General features: G+C 33.0%; 18 protein-coding genes and 1 pseudogene. 9 read left to right on the top strand and 10 right to left on the bottom strand.

Annotation, left to right across the window (positions count from 1 at the left end):
- Positions 1-16 precede the first annotated feature (16 nt).
- On the bottom strand, positions 17-1,534 hold the full coding sequence (gene gpmI / locus Q0678_RS08620; RefSeq protein WP_299056670.1) for a 2,3-bisphosphoglycerate-independent phosphoglycerate mutase: 1,518 nt from the start codon (positions 1,532-1,534) through the stop codon (positions 17-19).
- A 203-nt stretch (positions 1,535-1,737) separates the two neighbouring features.
- Between gpmI and Q0678_RS08615 the strand changes: the two genes are divergently transcribed.
- On the top strand, positions 1,738-3,486 hold the full coding sequence (locus tag Q0678_RS08615) for an aromatic amino acid hydroxylase (RefSeq protein ID WP_299056668.1): 1,749 nt from the start codon (positions 1,738-1,740) through the stop codon (positions 3,484-3,486).
- 5 nt (positions 3,487-3,491) lie between these two features.
- Positions 3,492-3,800, top strand: a complete 309-nt coding sequence (locus Q0678_RS08610) for a rhodanese-like domain-containing protein (protein WP_299056666.1) — start codon at positions 3,492-3,494, stop codon at positions 3,798-3,800.
- 15 nt (positions 3,801-3,815) lie between these two features.
- On the opposite strand, the gene Q0678_RS08605 is transcribed toward Q0678_RS08610, so the two are convergent.
- On the bottom strand, positions 3,816-4,766 hold the full coding sequence (locus tag Q0678_RS08605; RefSeq protein ID WP_299056664.1) for a GSCFA domain-containing protein: 951 nt from the start codon (positions 4,764-4,766) through the stop codon (positions 3,816-3,818).
- A 9-nt stretch (positions 4,767-4,775) separates the two neighbouring features.
- The gene (alaS, locus tag Q0678_RS08600) at positions 4,776-7,394 is read right to left on the bottom strand and encodes an alanine--tRNA ligase (protein ID WP_299056663.1); all 2,619 of its coding nucleotides are present in this window, start codon (positions 7,392-7,394) and stop codon (positions 4,776-4,778) included.
- 156 nt (positions 7,395-7,550) lie between these two features.
- On the opposite strand from alaS, the gene Q0678_RS08595 reads away from it, so the two are divergent.
- The 5 genes from Q0678_RS08595 (at position 7,551) to Q0678_RS08575 (ending at position 10,834) form a co-directional block, all read left to right on the top strand.
- Positions 7,551-8,519: a M23 family metallopeptidase gene (locus Q0678_RS08595; RefSeq protein WP_299056661.1), complete on the top strand. Its 969-nt coding sequence runs from the start codon at positions 7,551-7,553 to the stop codon at positions 8,517-8,519.
- Positions 8,520-8,563: 44 nt separating this feature from the next.
- Entirely contained in the window at positions 8,564-8,893 is a 330-nt protein-coding gene (locus Q0678_RS08590) for a MerR family transcriptional regulator (protein WP_299056658.1), read from the top strand.
- Positions 8,894-8,959: 66 nt separating this feature from the next.
- On the top strand, positions 8,960-9,568 hold the full coding sequence (locus Q0678_RS08585; protein ID WP_299056656.1) for a LemA family protein: 609 nt from the start codon (positions 8,960-8,962) through the stop codon (positions 9,566-9,568).
- Between the two features lie 4 nt (positions 9,569-9,572).
- Entirely contained in the window at positions 9,573-10,010 is a 438-nt protein-coding gene (locus Q0678_RS08580; protein ID WP_299056654.1) for a TPM domain-containing protein, read from the top strand.
- Positions 10,007-10,834: a YgcG family protein gene (locus Q0678_RS08575; RefSeq protein WP_299056645.1), complete on the top strand. Its 828-nt coding sequence runs from the start codon at positions 10,007-10,009 to the stop codon at positions 10,832-10,834. Before Q0678_RS08580 ends, Q0678_RS08575 begins: the two co-directional genes overlap by 4 nt.
- Positions 10,835-10,842: 8 nt before the next feature.
- Here the strand turns inward: Q0678_RS08575 and Q0678_RS08570 are convergent, their stop codons facing one another.
- The 6 genes from Q0678_RS08570 to der all read right to left on the bottom strand — a co-directional run bounded on the left by Q0678_RS08570 (position 10,843) and on the right by der (position 16,610).
- On the bottom strand, positions 10,843-11,445 hold the full coding sequence (locus tag Q0678_RS08570; RefSeq protein WP_299056642.1) for a nucleotidyltransferase family protein: 603 nt from the start codon (positions 11,443-11,445) through the stop codon (positions 10,843-10,845).
- Between the two features lies 1 nt (position 11,446).
- Positions 11,447-12,460, bottom strand: a complete 1,014-nt coding sequence (locus tag Q0678_RS08565; protein WP_299056640.1) for an XdhC family protein — start codon at positions 12,458-12,460, stop codon at positions 11,447-11,449.
- Positions 12,461-12,497: 37 nt separating this feature from the next.
- Positions 12,498-14,054, bottom strand: coding sequence for a YdiU family protein (locus tag Q0678_RS08560; protein ID WP_299056638.1), 1,557 nt, complete (start codon positions 14,052-14,054; stop codon positions 12,498-12,500).
- The gene (gene msrA / locus Q0678_RS08555) at positions 14,051-14,587 is read right to left on the bottom strand and encodes a peptide-methionine (S)-S-oxide reductase MsrA (protein ID WP_299056636.1); all 537 of its coding nucleotides are present in this window, start codon (positions 14,585-14,587) and stop codon (positions 14,051-14,053) included. Before msrA ends, Q0678_RS08560 begins: the two co-directional genes overlap by 4 nt.
- Positions 14,588-14,674: 87 nt before the next feature.
- A complete protein-coding gene (gene msrB / locus Q0678_RS08550) occupies positions 14,675-15,121 on the bottom strand; it encodes a peptide-methionine (R)-S-oxide reductase MsrB (RefSeq protein WP_299057163.1) in 447 nt (148 codons plus the stop codon).
- 178 nt (positions 15,122-15,299) lie between these two features.
- Positions 15,300-16,610 carry a ribosome biogenesis GTPase Der gene (gene der / locus Q0678_RS08545; RefSeq protein WP_299056634.1) on the bottom strand — a complete coding sequence of 437 codons (1,311 nt, stop codon included), beginning with the start codon at positions 16,608-16,610 and terminating at the stop codon, positions 15,300-15,302.
- Between the two features lie 78 nt (positions 16,611-16,688).
- On the opposite strand from der, the gene Q0678_RS08540 reads away from it, so the two are divergent.
- Positions 16,689-17,210, top strand: a complete 522-nt coding sequence (locus Q0678_RS08540; protein WP_299056632.1) for a GTP-binding protein — start codon at positions 16,689-16,691, stop codon at positions 17,208-17,210.
- 8 nt (positions 17,211-17,218) lie between these two features.
- Here the strand turns inward: Q0678_RS08540 and era are convergent, their stop codons facing one another.
- Complete coding sequence (gene era / locus Q0678_RS08535; protein WP_299056630.1) at positions 17,219-18,103, bottom strand: GTPase Era; 885 nt, start codon at positions 18,101-18,103, stop codon at positions 17,219-17,221.
- A gap of 257 nt (positions 18,104-18,360) precedes the next feature.
- On the opposite strand from era, the pseudogene Q0678_RS08530 reads away from it, so the two are divergent.
- Positions 18,361-19,206, top strand: a pseudogene (locus Q0678_RS08530) (hypothetical protein); the annotation flags it as partial.

Here is a 19,206-nt window from a genome sequence, read left to right as displayed (position 1 = left end):
TCTTTTTTTAAAGTTTCTATAATAATGAATGTTGTGTCATTTCTTTTGGCTGTTCAACTTCTAGTAAATCTAAAATTGTTGGCGCAATATCGCCCAAGATACCACTTTTTATAGATTTTATTTCTGAGTCTATTAAAATAAAAGGCACAGGGTTTGTTGTATGTGCTGTATGCGGAGACCCATCTGGATTCATCATGGTTTCGCAATTACCATGATCTGCAATTAACAATGTAGAATATCCGTTTGCAATACCAGTTTCAATCACTTCTTTTACACAGTTGTCTACTGCTTCACAGGCTTTAATGGCTGCTTCCATAATACCTGTATGGCCTACCATGTCTCCGTTTGCAAAGTTTAAACAAACAAAATCTGCTTCACCTTTTTCTAAATCTTCACAAAGTGCCTCTTTTAATTCGTATGCAGACATTTCTGGTTTTAAATCATAAGTGGCCACTTTAGGCGAATTTCTTAAAATTCTAGATTCTCCTTTAAAAGGAGCTTCTTGTCCGCCAGAAAAGAAAAATGTTACATGCGGATATTTTTCTGTTTCAGCAATTCTAATTTGTTTTTTACCTGCATTTGCAAGTACTTCTCCTAATGTGTTTTTTATATTATCGTTATTGTAAATTACATTTATTCCCTTAAAACTTTCGTCATACATGGTAATAGTTGTGTAATACAAATCTAATTTTTTCATGCCAAATTCAGGAAAATCGTTTTGAGACAATGCATTGGTCAATTCTCTTCCTCGATCGGTTCTGTAGTTAAAGAAAAGAACAACATCGCCTTCTTTAATTTTAGATTTCGGAGTTCCGTCTTCATTGGTAACAATTATCGATTTATGAAATTCATCTGTAATTCCGTTTTCATAATTAGCATTCATGGTTGCAATAGGATCTCCTGTTTTTGTACCAACAGAATGCACCAAACCATCATATGCTTCTTTAACACGTTCCCATCTATTGTCTCTATCCATTGCGTAATAACGCCCAGTAACAGAAGCCAATTCTCCGGTACTTTCTTTCATGTATTCTTGAATGTCATTTATAAAATAAGTTCCAGATTTTGGATCACAATCTCTACCATCTGTAAAAGCGTGTAAATACACATTTTCTACTTCGTTTTCTTTAGCAACATCTAAAATACCCTTTAAATGGTTGATGTGTGCATGAATGCCTCCATTAGATAACAAACCCAGTAAATGAACATCTTTTTTGTGTTCTTTTGCATATTGTAGCGTGTCTAACAATGCTTTTTCTTTGCCTAAAGTTTTTTCTTCAACCGCTTTGTTTATGCGGGCTAAATTCTGATACACAATTCTACCTGCACCTAAATTCATATGACCAACTTCAGAGTTTCCCATTTGTCCTTCTGGCAAACCAACATGCTCTCCGTCGGTTCTTAGTGTTGCATTCGGATATTTGTCATATAGACTATTAATGTAGGGTGTTTTTGCGTTGTAAATAGCGGATACTTTTGGGTCTTGCGTTATACCCCATCCGTCTAAAATCATTAGAATAACTTTTTTGCTCATTTTCTTAGTTTGAGCAGTAAAAATAAGAAATTTATTTGGCTTACTTTCCTTTTTCTACGAAACCGATATCATTTTTCGAGGTATAAAAAGTAATCTTTTAAACGTATTTTTATTTTTCTTTTTTAGTTGATTTTATAAAGGTAAAAAAGAGGTATTAAATTGTAAAATTCGTAATTTTACGACTTAAAATTATTAATAATATAATGGCAGATCATTTTGAGGTAAATGAGGTTACAAAAAAGTTGCCAAAGCATTTACATAAATTTATAGTAAAACAACCTTACAGCGAGTATACTGCACAAAATCAGGCTGTTTGGCGGTATGTAATGAGGATGAATATAGATTATTTAAGCAAAGTTGCTCATTCATCTTACATTTCAGGATTAAAAAAGACAGGTATTTCAATAGATAACATTCCAAATATGGATGGAATGAATAGAATTTTAAAAGAAATAGGTTGGGCTGCTGTGGCAGTAGATGGTTTTATACCCCCAAATGCTTTTATGGAGTTTCAGGCGTACAATGTTTTAGTAATTGCTTCGGATATGAGAACCATTAATCATATCGAGTATACACCAGCGCCAGATATTATTCATGAAGCCGCCGGACATGCACCAATTATTGCAAATCCAGAATATGCAGAGTATTTAAGGCGTTTTGGTGAAATTGGTAGCAAAGCAATATCTTCATCAAAAGATTATCAAATGTATGAAGCAATTCGTCTTTTATCCATCTTAAAAGAAGACCCAAACACCCCTTTAAATAAAGTAGCTGAAGCAGAAAAAGCTGTAAAAGACTTACAAGACAATATGGGCGAGTTGTCTGAAATGGCACAGATAAGAAATTTGCATTGGTGGACGGTAGAATATGGCTTAATAGGTACAGTAGATAGTCCCAAAATATACGGTGCTGGCTTGCTTTCATCTATCGGAGAAAGTGCTTGGTGTATGAAAAAAGAAGTTAAAAAAGTGCCTTATTCTATAGATGCAGCATCCGCTAATTTTGACATTACAAAACCACAACCTCAGTTATTTGTTACACCAGATTTTGCCTATTTAAGTCTTGTTTTAGACGAATTTGCAAATACAATGGCTCTAAGAAATGGTGGTCTAACTGGTGTAAATAAGCTAATTAAATCAGAAAACTTGGGTACTATAGAGTTAACAACGGGTATTCAAATATCGGGTGTGTTTACTAAAGTAATTCAGTATAAAAATAATAAAGTAGCCTACATACAAACCCAAGGACCCACTGCACTTTCTAACAGAGATAAAGAGTTGATTGGGCATGGTACAAGTAGCCATGCAAATGGTTTTGGTAGCCCTGTTGGTAAATTAAAAGGCATTAATTTACCTATAGAAGACATGAGTCCGAGAGACTTAAAAGCTTACGGCATTTATGAAGGTGAATTTATGAATTTAGAGTTCGAAAGCGGTGTTGTTGTTAAAGGAAAAGCCATTACTGGAACCAGAGATTTAAGAGGTAAAATTTTAATTATTTCTTTGGATGAGTGCACCGTAACTTATAAAGATGAAATTCTCTTTCAACCAGAATGGGGTATTTATGATATGGCTATTGGTAAAGAAGTGGTTTCTGCTTTTTCTGGCCCTGCAGATGTTGCTTCTTTTTTAAGTATGGGCAAATTGTCTAGTACAAAAACACATAAAATAGTATATACGGATAAAGAGAAACAATTGTATCAACTTTATGCACAAGTAAAAGAACTAAGAGAGCATAAAACAGCTACAAATAAAAATATTACCACCATTTTTAATGAGTTAAAAACCAAATTTCAGTCAGATTGGTTGTTGTGTTTAGAATTATATGAACTAGCTTTGCAAAATAATTTAAATATTAAAAATGAAATTTTAGCGAGACTAAATGAATTAAAGTGTAACAAAAGCTACACAAAATTAATTGAGAATGGTTTAATTTTGGCTGAAATTAAATAGATAATATGGGATTTTTTAACCTATTTACCAAGAAAAATATGAGTGCAGAAATTAAAGAATATCTAGCAAAAGGAGCTGTTATTTTAGATGTAAGAACAAAAGAAGAGTGGGATGAAGGCCATACTGAAGGCGCAGAACACATTGTCTTAACAGTAATACCTTTAGAGGTAGAAAAAATTAAGTCTTGGAACAAGCCAGTAATTGCTGTTTGTAGAAGTGGTGGTAGAAGCGGACAAGCAACACAGTTTTTAGCAAACCATGGTGTAGACGTTATTAATGGAGGTCCTTGGCAAAATGTAGATCAGCATTTATAGCCTAAAATAACAAGATCAGAAAAAAGAAAGATTAGGGTGTTTTTGCTTTAATTCTTCTTTTTTTTGGTCTAATTTTTTTAAAAATTTTTGATGACTCTCACTGTCAAGATGAAATGGTTTGTGAGCCATCCCTTTCTGAATAAGAGCAACTTCTTTCATTGTTTTTTGACAGTTTTCTGTGAAAAAAACGGAAACAAATTTTTCCCAAATATACCGAATGGCAGTTTTGTTAGGATGCAGCATGTCTTCTTGGTAAAAACGATAATCTCTTAACTCATCCATCATAATTTCATAAGAAGGAAAATACATCGTTTTATTATTTTGTAATACTTGATGTATGGCAGCTATTAAGTGAGCTTTACTTCTGGTATTTTCTACAAAACCATCTTTTAAATGCCTTACGGGAGAAACTGTAAAAACAACAGTACAGTTTTTATTTACATTGTTTATTTCCGTTAAAATAGTTTGTAAGCTTTCTGTAATTTCAGCAACTGATAAAAGCTGTTTTGTAAACTCTTTTTGCGGAACTTTATGACAATTAGCAACAATACTATTGGTTTCTGTATATTTGTAAACCCAAGCAGTGCCAAGCGTAATAATTATATGACTTGCTTTTTCTACTTGCTTTTTTGTTTCTAAAACCGAGTTGTTTAAAAGAGTTAGAAGAGCATCTTTATTTGTATTACTAAGACTAGAATGCACCTCGAAAGAATGCCATCTTTCTTCTTTAAAAAAGAGCTCTTTTTCGGTATATTTTTTTTGATGTAACGAATTACAAATTAAATTTTCTATAGCTTTTGGGTGAAATAGAATTCCAAATGGGTTTTGAGTGCTGTTAAACTTATAATACTCAAAATTAGTACCAATGTTTTCTGAAAAACAAGAGCCTAATAGTAAAACCCTAGCGTTGTAGTCTATGGCGTTTTTAGATTGTTTTTCTATCGGAACAATTGTTTGGAGTTTCATTTTTTGAGCTTAAACCAAATAATCCTGTGCTTTTTCTAATGCTTTAGCAATTCCTGAAGGGTTTTTACCACCTGCGGTTGCAAAGAAATTTTGGCCACCACCGCCACCGTGTATCAATTTACCAAGCTCTCTTACTACTTTACCAGCATCGTAACCACGTTCTTTGGCTAATTCTTTAGAAATATAACACGTTAACATTGCTTTGTCTTTTGCAGGTGCAGTAGCAAATAATAAAAATAAGTTTTGATGTTTTTTACCAACTTCAAAAGCCAAATCTTTAATGCCATTTGCATCTAAATCTACTTTAATTGCTAAAAACTGCACACCATTAATTTCTTGCAATTGGTTGTCAATTTCGCCCGTTAAATTTTGAGCCTTTTCTTTTAAAAGTGCTGCTATTTGTTTCTGCAAATCGGCATTTTCTTCTTGTATTTTTTTGATTGCCTTTACAGGTTCTTTAACGTTGTTTAAAGTTTCTTTAATTTCTAATAACGTTTTATTGTTTTCTGAATAAAAATCTTTTACAGCGTCGTTGGTAATTGCCTCTATTCTTCTAATTCCAGATGCAACTGCACTCTCAGATTTTATTTTAAAGTGCCAGATGTCTGCGGTGTTTTTTACATGAGTACCACCACATAATTCTATAGAGTTTCCAAATCTGATGGCACGAACAGTATCGCCATATTTTTCTCCAAATAAAGCAATTGCGCCTTCTTCTGTGGCTTTTTTAAGTGTGATATTTCTGTTTTCCTCCAAAGGAATTTTACCAGAAATACGAGCATTTACAAAATGTTCGATATCGCTAATTTCTTCTAAAGTCAATTTCGAAAAATGAGAAAAATCAAAACGTAAATATTTAGAATGAACTGCAGAACCTTTTTGCGCTACATGCGTTCCTAAAACTTCTCTTAAAGCTTGATGTAAAAGGTGCGTTGCTGTGTGGTTGCACTCTGTTCTAAAACGTTGTTTTTTGTCTACAACCGCTTTAAAATTCTCATTTAAATGCTTTGGTAGAGTTTTGGTAAAGTGAATAATTACGTTGTTCTCTTTTTTAGTATCTAGAATGTAAATTACATCTCCGTGTATGTCTTCTAAATACCCTTTGTCTCCAACTTGACCGCCGCCTTCTGGATAAAAAGGAGTAAGATTAAACACCAACTGATACATTTCACCATCTTTTTTAGAGGTTACTTTTCTGTATCTTGTAATTTTTACATCAGCATCTAAAGCATCATATCCAATAAACTCTTCTACAGGATCATTCACTAAAATAGACCAATCTTCAGTAGAAGATTCACTTGCAGCTCTAGATCTGTTTTTTTGTTTTTGCAATTCTTCCTGAAATCCTTTTTCGTCTAATGTAAATCCTTTTTCAGATAAAATTAAAGCCGTTAAATCTATTGGGAAACCGAAAGTATCGTACAATTCAAATACTTTTTCTCCAGAAATTTCTTTTGTTTTATTTTCTGATATAATTCCGTCTAATAAAATAAGTCCTTTGTCTAGGGTTCTTAAAAAAGAAGATTCTTCTTCTTTAATAACATTTTCTATCAGTTGTTTTTGTGCTTTTAATTCTGGAAAAGCAGCTCCCATTTTTGTGCTTAAAATTGCAACCAATCTATAAATAAAAGGCTCTTTTGTATCTAAGAATGTAAATCCGTAACGAATAGCACGTCTTAAAATTCTACGTATTACGTATCCTGCACCTGTATTACTTGGCAACTGACCATCAGCAATAGAAAAAGCAACAGCTCTTAAATGGTCTGCAATAACACGTATTGCAATATCTTGTTTGGTGTCTATGCCATATTTTGTGCCAGTAATGGTAGCAATTTCACTTATAATAGGTTTAAAAACATCAGTATCGTAATTAGATTGTACGTTTTGCAAAACCATACACAAACGCTCAAACCCCATACCTGTATCTATATGTTTGTTTGGTAAATCCTCTAATGTTCCGTTGGCTTTTCTATTGTACTGCATAAAAACCAAGTTCCAGATTTCTACTACCTGCGGATGATCTTCGTTGATTAAACTGCTTCCGCTAACTTTGGCTTTTTCTTCGGCAGAACGAATGTCTACATGAATTTCAGAGCAAGGACCACAAGGACCTTGTTCGCCCATTTCCCAAAAGTTATCTTTTTTATTGCCTTTTAAAATTCTGTCTTCAGGGATAAATTGTTTCCAGATATCATAAGCTTCTGTATCCATTTTTAGATTGTCGGCATCTTCAGATCCTTCAAAAACAGTTACGTATAAAATATCTTTGTCAATTTTATAGACTTCGGTTAACAATTCCCAAGCCCATGCAATCCCCTCTTTTTTAAAATAATCTCCAAAAGACCAGTTTCCTAACATTTCAAATAACGTATGGTGGTAAGTGTCATAACCCACTTCCTCTAAATCGTTGTGTTTACCAGAAACACGCAAACATTTTTGAGAGTCAGAGATTCTATTATTTTTTGGAGTACCATTTCCTAAAAAATACTCTTTAAATGGTGCCATACCAGAATTCACAAAAAGCAGTGTTGGGTCGTTTTTTGTAACCATTGGAGCAGAAGGAACTATCAAATGGCCTTTATCTTTAAAGAATTTTAAAAAAGTAGCGCGTATATCTTGTGATTTCATAAAAAAGCAGTTACCAACAGGTCGGTTTTTGTTAATTTAATTTTAAAAAATGTACTTTTAAAAAGCAATTGTAAAACATTTTGTAAATTTGTTCTTTTATTATAAGTTTTAAATAGGCTTACCCCAAACTATGCAAAAATACTATAATTACTATTTATGGCAAAAGTAAAATATTATTACGATGCAAACACCCTTTCTTACAGGAAAATTACCACAAAGAAAGGAGACTATTACAAGAGAACCATTTTTGGTGGTTTTGCCTTGGTTTTAGTCGCTTTTATAGGTTTTATTGTTTTTAGTCAGTTTATTCAATCGCCCAACGAACGAGCTCAAAAAAGAGAGTTAGACAATTTAAAATTACACTATCAATTACTTTCTAAAAGAATGGAAGATAGCGCTTTGGTTTTGGCACAATTACAGGAGCGTGATAATAATATTTACAGAACTTATTTTGAAGCAAACCCAATACCAGACGAACAAAGAAAAGCAGGTTTTGGTGGTGTTAACAGGTACAAATATCTAGATGGTTTTGATAACTCGACCATGATTACCAAATTAACCAAAGACATCGATTTACTTTCGAAACAATTAGTTGTGCAATCGAAATCTTTAGATGAAATAGTTAGTTTAGCAAAAGAAAAAGAAAAAATGCTTGCCTCTATACCTGCAATTTTGCCTGTTAAATTAGAACATTTAACAAGAATGGCATCTGGCTACAAATGGCGTATGCATCCTATTTTAAAAATTAGAAAATTTCATAAAGGGATGGATTTTACAGCTCCGTCGGGCACACCTATTTATGCCTCTGGTAACGGAACGGTTATAAGAGCGCAAAGAAGTGCTACTTTTGGTAACGTTGTCTATATAGATCATGGTTATGGCTATAAAACAATCTATGCTCACATGAGTAAAATTAAAGCAAAAAGAGGAGAAAAGGTAAATAGGGGAGATTTAATTGGCTACGTGGGTAATACAGGTAGATCTGTATCTGCACACTTGCATTACGAAGTACATAAAAATGATGTAGCCTTAAATCCGATTAACTTTTACTACGGAGATTTAACCCCAGAAGAATTTGCTGCCATGCAAAAAGCGGCAGAAGAAGAAGGGCAATCTTACGATTAATCACTTAATTTTCTGTTAGAAAAGTATACGGTTATCAATATATAATGCACATAGAACTACAAGACAAAAGATATTATAAGATAGGAGAAGTAGCCAAAGCCTTCGAGGTAAATGCTTCTTTAATTCGCTTTTGGGAAAAAGAGTTCGATATCATCAAGCCTAAAAAAAATGCCAAAGGCAATCGATTGTTTACCCAAGAAGATGTTGCAAATTTTAAGCTGATTTTTAATCTTGTTAAAGAACGAGGATTTACTTTAGAGGGCGCTAAGCAAAAGTTAAAAACCAATGCCAAAGTAGCCATTCATAATCAAAAAATTATAACAAGGTTAGAGCATGTTAAATCAGAATTAATAAAAATAAAAAGTCAGTTGTAACTTTATCTCTTTATTGGGGTCTAAAATTATAAGAATCTAAACAATTTAATAAATAAAAGAAGAATTATGAAAAAATGGTTAGTACCCGTAATAGTAATTGCAGTAATAGTATTTGCAATTTATAATTGGGCAGTTGGTTTTAATAACACAGCAGTTACCTATCAAGCAGATGCAAAAACATCTTGGTCTAATGTAGAAAGTTCTTACCAACGTAGAAACGATTTAATAGGCAACTTAGTAAAAACAGTGCAAGGGGCAGCAGAATTTGAGAAAAGCACCCTTACAGATGTTATCAATGCAAGAGCAAAAGCAACCTCTGTAAATATAGATGCGGGTAATTTAACACCCGAAAAAATGGCGCAATTTCAGCAAGCACAAACAGGTTTAAGTGGCGCATTGTCTAAATTGTTGGTTTCTGTAGAAAGATATCCAGAGCTAAAGGCAAATAAAAACTTTTTAGAATTACAGAGTCAGTTAGAAGGTACAGAAAATAGAATTAATGTTGCAAGAGATCGTTTTAACGAAAAAGTAAATATATACGATATACATACTACAAAGTTTCCTGGTAAATTATTAGCAAGCTTATTTGGTTTTGAAGAAATGTCTCGTTACAAAGCAAATCCTGGATCTGAAAATGCACCTGATGTAAATTTCGATTTTAATAAGAAACAATAATTAAATGTCTAAAATTGAGGCGTTTTTAACATCCAAAGAAGAACAAGAGATTATTGCAGCCATTAGGGTTGCAGAAAAAAACACTTCGGGTGAAATTAGAGTTCATATAGAGGCTACTTCGGATAAAGACCACTATGAGCGTGCAATCGAAGTGTTTTTTTCTTTAGAAATGAATACAACAAAGCAAGCAAATGCAGTGTTGATTTATGTTGCTGTTAATGATAAGAAATTTGTAATTTATGGCGATGAAGGCATTCATAGCATTGTGTCTTCAGATTTTTGGAACGCTACTAAAGATGTCATGCAACATCATTTTAAAACTGGAAATTTTAAGCAAGGTATTGTAGACGGTATTCTAAAAGCCGGTTCAGCATTACAAGATCATTTTCCTTACAAAACAGATGATGAAAATGAACTATCTAACGAGATATCTAAAGCATGATGCAAAATAAAATAAGTCTTAAGAGTTTGTTTTTTAGTAACAAATTCCTTTTTTTTATTGCTTTTATACTTTCTAATACCCTTTTTTCTCAAGGATATAAAATACCTGTTAAGCCCAATTTTCAGACAAGTATTTACGATTATGTTGGTTTATTGGCATCTTCAGAAAAATCTACTTTAGAACAAAAATTAATTCGTTATTCAGATACTACATCAACACAAATTGTAATTGCTATAATTTCTTCTACCGAAGGTGAAAACATAAATTACTTAGCTGCAAATTGGGGAGAAAAATGGGGTATTGGTGATGCTGATAAAGATAACGGAGTTTTAATTTTATTGGCTAGAGATGACCGAAAAATAGCAATTCAAGTAGGTAAGGGTGTCGAGTTTTTACTTACAGATTTTCTGTCTAAAAGAATTATTGAAAGAGTTATTATTCCTGAGTTTAAAAGAGGAAGTTATTACAAAGGGTTAGATTTAGGAGCTAGTTATATTTTTAGAACCTTACAAGGCGAATTTAAAGGGACTAGAATTGAAACTAAAGAGGGGTTTAATACTGGTAAACTCTTTTTTATCATTGCATTTATCATTATTTTCATTTTGATTTTCAAAGGCAATAAAAATGATGATGGCCCTAACAGAAGGTTTCGGAAAAGAACTTTAGCTGCAAATATTTTAGAAGCTATTATTTTAAGCAACGCAGGAAGAGGTAGTAGAGGTGGGAGTTTTGGAGGCGGTTTCGGAGGCTCTTCTTCAGGAGGTTTTGGCGGCGGTTTTGGTGGTGGAAGCTTCGGCGGAGGTGGTGCTTCTGGTGGTTGGTAATTCTGTTTTTAGTCTTTTTTTAAAAGCAATTTTTTAAAATTTTCTAGGTCTTCTGGAGTGTCAATGTCTATAAAATTGCTTGTTTTTTTAGAAATAACAACGTCTTTATTGTTCTTTAAAATTTCTTTGGCACCAAAATCACCTTTCATCAATTTTAATTTAGAAAAATAATGTGTTGGAAAAATTGCAGGCACACCTGGCTTGTTTTTGTAATTTGAGCTGATAATTTTTAGAGAATCCTTAGAGAATTCTGTTATTAAATGTAATAAATATTCTTTTTCAATAGCAGGTTGGTCTCCTAAAAGCACTAAAAGACCGTCGTATTTTTCTTTTTGTAAAGTTATAAAATGAGTGCCAGCAACAATACTAGCGCTTAAGCCAGTTGTGTGGTTTTTGTTGTAAATAAAACGAATGTTCGCACAGGCTATTTCTCTTCTAATTAAATCTGCATTTGCACCCAATACACAATATACATGGTTTTTTTTGATGTCTTTTGCTTTGTTTAAGACTGTTTCTAACAAGTAGTTGTTTCCTAGTTTTACCAATTGTTTGGGCGTTTTCATTCTTGTAGATTGCCCCCCAGCCAATACTAAAATTGCAATTTTTGTCATTCTAATTGTGAATTTTATCTGTTAGCTTGCGCAGAGAAAATGGTTCTTTTTTTCTGGTTACTGCTAATATTTCTGCAATTATAGAAATGGCAATTTCTTCGGGTGTTTTTGCCCCAATATGCAAACCTGCAGGAGTGTAAATTGCGTCTAAGAACTCTTCGGTTGTGTCTGGTGCATATTCAAAAAGGTCATTAAAAAGTTTTTCTCTTCTTTTAGGAGCACCTAAAATACCAATGTATTTTGGTAAGTGTGCAGAGAGTTTTACCAAATATTTTAAATCTTGAACATAACTATGATTCATAAGTACAATAGCCGTGTTTTCTTCAATATTGGAAAACGCTATACTTTCTGGAGTGCTGCCTGTTACCGAATATGCCCCTGGAAAATCAGAAAGTTGTTTGCTGTCTTTTGCAGCGGTAATTACCGTTATTTGCCAGCCAATGTTGGCGGCAATTTTACAAAGTTTTACAGCATCATGTTCCCCGCCAATTAGTATCAATTTAAAGTTTGGAGGCAGTATTTGTGTAAAGACTTCCTCTTTGCTTTCAGGAATAAATTCCTCAGAAAACTTAAACGTCTCATTGTTTTCAAATGTTACTATCGAACCAAAATTACCAAAAGCCTCGTCTTGTTTGGTATAATAACTTTCTATTTTTAGACTTTCTCTGTTTTTGTCAGCTTCAGAAAATGCATTTAAAAAATTAGTAGCAATAAAAAAAGGTTCTATGAGTACATATAAGATGCCTTCGCAACCCAATCTGTATCTGCCATCATAGGTAATTATTTTTGGCTTTTGATCTTTAAAGACAGTATTTGCACGTTTTATAATTTCTTTCTCTACACAACCACCAGATACTGCACCCACTGTGGTTTTATCTTCAGAAATTAACATTCTAACACCTGGTTTTCTATAGGAAGAACCTTCTAGGTACACTACAGAAGCCAATACATTTTTTAATCCTTTTTGCTGGTTTAAAATTGCTTGATGTATTATTTCTTTCAATTCGTGTATCATAGTAGAAAACTGTTAAACTAAAGTACTCTTTTTAAAGTTAAGAACTACAACTTAACATAGAGCATCCTACTTTATTTCTTGCCCATTCAGGTCTTTTTGCAAACCATTGTTGGTGTTCTGGTTGCTCATTATAAGGTTTTTTAAGAAGCTGATAAAAGGTATCAATTAAAGAATAATCTTCTTTTTCTGCTGCATCTATTGCCAATTGTGCCATGTAATTTCTAAGTACATATTTGGGGTTTACAGCATCCATTTTTTCTTTTCTTTCTTCGGATGAAAGGTGTTCTTTTTTCAATCTGGTTTCATAACTTTCAAACCAAGTAATCCATCTCATTTTTATTTCATCAGACATGTTTTCTAAATCGTAAAAAGCATTTTCTATTGTGTTAAACCCTGTTCTAGCCTCAGAGAAATTACTTAAATTTCTAAAAAAGATAGTCATGTCGGTTTCAGCTAATTGTAAATTATCTTCTAAATCTTGCAAGAGCTTAACATCGTTTGCATCCGAAGAAAACAATCCTAATTTGGATTTCATCATTTGTAAAGATTTTTGTTCAAAATCTACCTCATAGGCTTTTAAAATAGCTTCTAATGCAGGTACATCTTCAATTAAAACATACAACGCGTTCGCTAGTTGATACAGGTTCCATAAACCAATATTAGGCTGATTTCCGTATCTGTAGCGTTTGTTTTGGCGGTCTGTGGTGTTAGGTGTCCAACCAAAATCGAAACCTTCTAGCCAGCCATATGGGCCATAATCTATTGTTAAACCTAGAATAGACATGTTGTCTGTATTCATTACACCATGCACAAAACCAACGCGTTGCCAAGCTATAATCATGTCTAAGGTTCGGGTAGTAACTTCTTTAAAAAATTGAAGATACGTTTCTTTAGAAGGTGTTCCTAAATGAGGAAAGTGGTGTTTGATGGTATAATCGGTAAGTATTTTTAGGTTTTTAGTATCATTTCTTGCCGCAAATATTTCAAAATTACCAAAACGTATAAAGGAAGGTGCCACTCTGGCAACAATTGCTCCTTTTTCATATTCAGGATTTCCGTTGTATAAGACATCGCGTAAAACAGTATCACCAGACAAACTTAAAGACAAAGATCTTGTGGTGGGTACACCTAAATAAAACATGGCTTCTGCACACAAATATTCTCTTATAGAAGATCTTAACACTGCCAAGCCGTCTGCAGTTCTAGAATACGGAGTTTCGCCAGCGCCTTTTAATTGTATTTTCCAGTTGTAGTTTTTGTGTTCTACCTCAAATAAATTAATAGCTCTACCGTCTCCTAATTGCCCTGCCCAATTGCCAAATTGATGGCCCGCATAACACATGGCAAAGGGTTTAGTTTCTGGGTAGATTTGGTTGCCTGTAAAAATATCTTTAAAAAAATCACTTTTTGTATCCGCTTCAGAAATATTTAAACAAGTCGCCATTTCTAATGAAGTATGAATTACTTTAGGAGCTTTTGTTTGCTTCGGATTTACAAAAGAATACACAGCTTCTTCTACCTGTCTTCTAGTGTTTTCTAAATTAGGATCTGCTGGTAAGTGTTCTATAAATGTATTTTTAATGTTTAGTTTCATGCTAATTTATCTGCGTGTAATTGTCTTAGTTTTGCCAATTTCGGTTCAATTACATAGCTGCAATATCCTTGTTGTGTATTTTCTTTGTAATAATTTTGATGCTCTTTTTCTGCCTCGTAAAAAATAGGCAATTTACTTATTTCTGTTACAATTTTATGGTTGTAATAAGGTTGCACTTGTTTTACGACTTCCTCTGAAATTGATTTTTGTGCATCATTATGATAATAGATGACAGACCTGTATTGCGTACCTCTATCTGCACCTTGTTGATTTAATGTTGTAGGATTGTGTGTTGTCATAAAAATGACTAAGATGTCTTGAAAAGAAATTATATCTGCATTAAAAGTAACCTGAATAACTTCTGCATGCCCTGTTAAACCAGAGCAAATTTCTCTGTAGGTTGGTTTTCCAGGAGCGTTACCGCCAGCATAACCAGACACTACTTTTTCGACTCCTTTTACTTCTTGAAATACAGCTTCTGTACACCAAAAGCATCCTCCGCCTATTGTGGCAATTTGTATGTTTTTACCCATTTTAATTTTATGTCTTTTTAAAGAAGTATCATTATCTAATCTTTAGTTTTCTTTTGAGACTGTTTGGTATTTTTTAATATTGTTCAATTATTTTTTATCTAAAACCATGGCTTCAGAATTAATGCAATAACGCAAGCCACTTGGTTCTGGTCCGTCAGGAAATATATGCCCTAAATGCGCATCGCAAGTATTGCAAAGTACTTCTACTCTTACCATACCAAACGTAAGATCTTTGTGGTATTTTATGGCATTTTCTGAAATAGGTTGTGTAAAACTTGGCCAACCAGAGCTAGATTCAAATTTAATGGTAGAGTCAAATAGTGGTGTGTTGCAACAAACGCAATTGTATTGTCCTTCATCATAGATAGCACACAATGCACCAGAATGTGGTCTTTCTGTACCTTTTTCTCTAGTAATTCTGTACTGTTCTTCAGTCAACTGAGCTTTCCATTCAGCCGGTGTTTTTTCAACTCGTTTTACAGGATTCGGACTTCCTTTGGTTGCAAAACGAATAATATCTTTCCATGTAAGCATCATTTGGTTTTCTTTGTTTAGTGTTATTATTAGTCGAAAAAAACACCTTTTAATTACAGATAAACCGATTTGAAAGGGGTTTAAAATATTCTTTAAAATTACTTACTTTTTGGCGAAAAAAAAATAGTTAAAAAAGATTTTAACTATTTAGAATACATTTACATACCAAGAATCGTTGTTACTTTTGTCTGAAGTAAATAGTAATTGGTACACCAGAAAAATCATACATTTCTCTTAGTTTATTTTCTAAAAATCGTTTGTAAGGATCTCTTACATATTGAGGTAGATTACAGAAAAAAGCAAACTGAGGCGTTGGCGTTGGCAACTGCATACAGTATTTTATTTTTACAAATTTACCTTTGGTAGCTGGTGGTGGATAACTTTTTACCAAGTCTAACATGGCATCATTTAACTTGCTAGTTGGTATTTTGTTTTTTCTTTTTTCAAAAACTTCTACTGCAGTTTCTATGGCTTTAAACAAACGTTGTTTAGTAAGTGCAGAAATAAAAACAATAGGCACGTCTGTAAAAGGTTCTATCTGTTTTTTAACCATGGCTTCAAAATCGCGAAGCGTATTGGTTTCTTTTTCAATTAAATCCCATTTGTTAATTAGCACTACAACTCCTTTTCTATTCTTTTCTGCCAACCAGAAAATGTTTTGATCTTGTCCTTCAAAACCACGAGTGGCATCAACAACTAAAATAATAACATCTGCGTATTCTATCGAACGGACGGCTCTCATTACAGAATAAAACTCTAAGTCTTCTTTTACTTTCGATTTTTTTCGAATACCAGCGGTATCAACCAAATTAAAATCGAATCCAAAACGGTTGTATTTTGTGTCTATAGAATCTCTTGTGGTACCAGCAATATTAGTTACAATATTTCTATCTTTTCCAATTAAAGCATTTATAAAAGAAGATTTTCCTGCATTTGGTCTACCAACTACTGCAAATCTTGGCAGTTCTTGTTTCTCAGAATCAAAAGGCTCTGGATCTGGCATTTTTTCTACCAAAGCATCTAGTAAATCTCCTGTTCCACTTCCGTTTATCGATGAAATAGTATGATATCCTCCCAAACCAAGGTTGTAAAATTCTACTGCATCTGCATCTCGCATGGCGTTGTCTACCTTGTTTACAGTAACAAAAATTGGTTTTTTAACTTTTCTAAGTAGTTTGGCAACTTCAGCATCCATCGGAGTAATGCCTTCTTCGACATCTACCACAAACACAATAATATCTGCTTCTTCGATTGCCAGGGCAACTTGTTTTCTTATTTCTTCTTCAAAAATATCGTCTGAACCAATTGCATACCCACCAGTGTCAATTACAGAAAACTCTTTTCCGTTCCAGTCAGATTTACCATAGTGTCTGTCTCTGGTTACCCCACTAACAGAGTCTACAATAGCTTCCCTTCTTTGCACTAATCTATTAAAAAGTGTTGACTTCCCTACATTTGGTCTTCCTACAATGGCAACAATACTATTCATTTTGATTGATATTTTTTGCAAAGATACAATTTACTGTACGATAAATTATTGTAAATTTAGTCACATATAAAATCTTTCATGTTACACGAAGAAAAGAAACTTTTAATAGAGAAAAGAAATAGCGAAATTTTCTTAAGACCAAGGTTTTCAATCACTTTAGAAGAAAATTATGAGCTGCTTTTAGATCGGTTTTCGAATCAGTTTAAAAACAAAACTGTTTTATTTAGAGGAAGTGTAGTAGATGGACATGTTTTTATAAGTGTGCCCAAGAAAGAAGAACATTTTTGGTCTCCGCAACTGCATTTAGAATTTATTAAAGTAACAGAAACAACAACAGTTTTAAAAGGACTTTTTGGGCCAAAACCACAAGTTTGGACGTTCTTTATGTTTCTTCACTTTATATTAGGCGCTTTGTTTGTAGGTTTTGGAGTGCTCTTATACGCAAATATCTCTTTAGAAAAACCTGTTTTTCTTCCGGTTGTAATGCTGCTTGTTGTCCCTTTCCTTTGGATTTTATTATATGTTTTAGGAAAAATAGGCAAAGATACAGGCAAACCTCAAATGAAAAAGCTACACCATTTTATGATTGAAAATATATAAGAAGTGGGTTACTTTTGATTGTAGCCAAAGCGTTTTAGTTGAATTTTATCGCTACGCCAGTTTTTATTCACTTTAACATAGAGTTCTATAAATACTTTTTTAGCAAAAAATTTCTCTAAATCTTTTCTTGCTTCTGCACCAACTCTTTTGATAGCACTTCCTTTATGACCAATAATAATTCCTTTTTGAGTTTCTCTTTCTACCATAATTACAGCTCTAATTCTAACAATTGTTTCTTCCTCTGTAAACTCTTCTGTTTCTACTTCTACAGCATACGGAATTTCTTTCTTATAATGAATTAGTATTTTTTCTCTAATTTTTTCATTTACAAAAAAGCGTTCTGGTTTGTCTGTTAGTTGGTCTTTCGGATAAAAAGCAGGTGCTTCGGGCAACTCTTGTTTTATTTTTTCTAAAACTTCAGCTACGTTAAATCCCTCTAAAGCAGAAATAACAAAAACATCTGCATTGGGTACTTTGTTTTTCCAATACTCAATTTTTTCTTCTACTTCGTTCTGAGAAGAAGTGTCAATTTTATTCAACAATAAAATAACAGGTATTTCACTATGAATTATTTTGTTGAAGAAAGCTTCGTTTTTTAATTCTTTTTCGCCAACTTCTACCATGTAGATTAAAATATCGGCATCTTCAAAGGCAGACTTTACAAAATCCATCATAGAAGATTGTAATTCGTAGGCAGGTTTTATAATACCTGGTGTGTCTGAAAATACAATTTGATGATTTTCATCATTGACAATCCCCAAAATACGGTGCCTTGTTGTTTGTGCTTTTGGAGTAATAATAGAGAGCTTTTCGCCCACCAAAGCATTCATCAATGTAGATTTACCAACATTAGGATTTCCAATAATATTTACAAAACCAGCTTTATGTGTCATGGTGCAAAGATAGTTTGTTTTTTGATTTTAGAATATTTTTAAATTTAAGAAGTTTAGAAAAAAAACTTTTAAACTTTTTTTTAAAAATACAAAGACATTTTAGGGTCTTTTTTGTTAAAGTTTGTGTCAAAATCGCATTTTGAAACAACTTCACTATAAAAAAAACAGTAAAAAATTTTAAAACCCAGTATTTTTGTTTAATGAGCAAGATTTAAACATGTAACCCCAAACATAATTTTATTTTTAAAATTCTATTTATGAAATATTTCCCCCAAAAAAACAGTATCACAATACTATTGTTTGCAGTATTTAGTTCTTTTGTATTGAATGCCAATAATGGTATTTACAAATCAGAAACTCTTTTTTCAAACTCTTTTTTTAATACACCACCACCCGAAGGTTTGTCTACACAAATTTATGCAGGAGAGGCTACTTTAGCTGATTTAGAAGTAACAGGAGAGAATATACAATGGTATGCAACACCTACTGGAGGTAGTGTTTTAGCATTAACAACAGTTTTACAAGATGCCACTACTTACTATGCGAGCCAAACTGTTGGAGGTGTAGTGAGTGTAAAACGTTTTGCAGTTTCAGTAAAAAAAGTATTAGAAACGAGTACTTTTAATTACAATGATGCAGCAACCCAGCTGTTAGATATTGTAAATACAGAAAATGAAAATACAAGAATAGATTGGTATGCTTCTCCTGAGGCAAGTTCTAGATTAGACCCAGAAGACTTATTAGAAAATGGTGCTACCTATTACATGGAACAGTATGAATCTCCTTATACAGTTTCTACTTATGTAGGTACTTCTGATCAAAATCCTAAATATGAAATACCTTCTGAATTTATTAGTTGGCCAGCAGGGAACGTTTTTGATGCTTCTGGCAATATGTATATAGCTGATAACAATGAGCATCGTATATTAAAAGTAGCTATTACAGGAGAGGTTACTGTTTTTGCCGGAAGTGAGACTGGTGAACGTGGTTTTGTTAATGGTACTGGAACTGTTGCACGTTTTAATGATCCATACGGTATAACTATTGATGCTGCAAATAATTTATATGTTGCTGATGGAGAGAATTTTGCTATTCGAAAAATC

The organism is uncultured Polaribacter sp. (assembly GCF_947497125.1).
Lineage (GTDB): Bacteria > Bacteroidota > Bacteroidia > Flavobacteriales > Flavobacteriaceae > Polaribacter.
Note: the sequence above shows the minus strand (reverse complement) of the source record. Positions and strands in the feature narration are given on the sequence as shown.

Bases quoted from the DNA above. Each gene is read 5' to 3' on its own strand.
- der (WP_299056634.1), bottom strand. From the start codon at position 16,610: ATGAATAGTATTGTTGCCATTGTAGGAAGACCAAATGTAGGGAAGTCA.
- Q0678_RS08570 (WP_299056642.1), bottom strand. From the start codon at position 11,445: ATGACAAAAATTGCAATTTTAGTATTGGCTGGGGGGCAATCTACAAGA.
- Q0678_RS08540 (WP_299056632.1), top strand. From the start codon at position 16,689: ATGTTACACGAAGAAAAGAAACTTTTAATAGAGAAAAGAAATAGCGAA.
- Q0678_RS08560 (WP_299056638.1), bottom strand. From the start codon at position 14,054: ATGAAACTAAACATTAAAAATACATTTATAGAACACTTACCAGCAGAT.
- Q0678_RS08595 (WP_299056661.1), top strand. From the start codon at position 7,551: ATGGCAAAAGTAAAATATTATTACGATGCAAACACCCTTTCTTACAGG.
- alaS (WP_299056663.1), bottom strand. From the start codon at position 7,394: ATGAAATCACAAGATATACGCGCTACTTTTTTAAAATTCTTTAAAGAT.
- era (WP_299056630.1), bottom strand. From the start codon at position 18,103: ATGACACATAAAGCTGGTTTTGTAAATATTATTGGAAATCCTAATGTT.
- Q0678_RS08610 (WP_299056666.1), top strand. From the start codon at position 3,492: ATGGGATTTTTTAACCTATTTACCAAGAAAAATATGAGTGCAGAAATT.
- Q0678_RS08580 (WP_299056654.1), top strand. From the start codon at position 9,573: ATGTCTAAAATTGAGGCGTTTTTAACATCCAAAGAAGAACAAGAGATT.
- msrA (WP_299056636.1), bottom strand. From the start codon at position 14,587: ATGGGTAAAAACATACAAATTGCCACAATAGGCGGAGGATGCTTTTGG.
- gpmI (WP_299056670.1), bottom strand. From the start codon at position 1,534: ATGAGCAAAAAAGTTATTCTAATGATTTTAGACGGATGGGGTATAACG.
- Q0678_RS08585 (WP_299056656.1), top strand. From the start codon at position 8,960: ATGAAAAAATGGTTAGTACCCGTAATAGTAATTGCAGTAATAGTATTT.
- Q0678_RS08565 (WP_299056640.1), bottom strand. From the start codon at position 12,460: ATGATACACGAATTGAAAGAAATAATACATCAAGCAATTTTAAACCAG.
- Q0678_RS08590 (WP_299056658.1), top strand. From the start codon at position 8,564: ATGCACATAGAACTACAAGACAAAAGATATTATAAGATAGGAGAAGTA.
- Q0678_RS08575 (WP_299056645.1), top strand. From the start codon at position 10,007: ATGATGCAAAATAAAATAAGTCTTAAGAGTTTGTTTTTTAGTAACAAA.
- msrB (WP_299057163.1), bottom strand. From the start codon at position 15,121: ATGCTTACATGGAAAGATATTATTCGTTTTGCAACCAAAGGAAGTCCG.
- Q0678_RS08605 (WP_299056664.1), bottom strand. From the start codon at position 4,766: ATGAAACTCCAAACAATTGTTCCGATAGAAAAACAATCTAAAAACGCC.
- Q0678_RS08615 (WP_299056668.1), top strand. From the start codon at position 1,738: ATGGCAGATCATTTTGAGGTAAATGAGGTTACAAAAAAGTTGCCAAAG.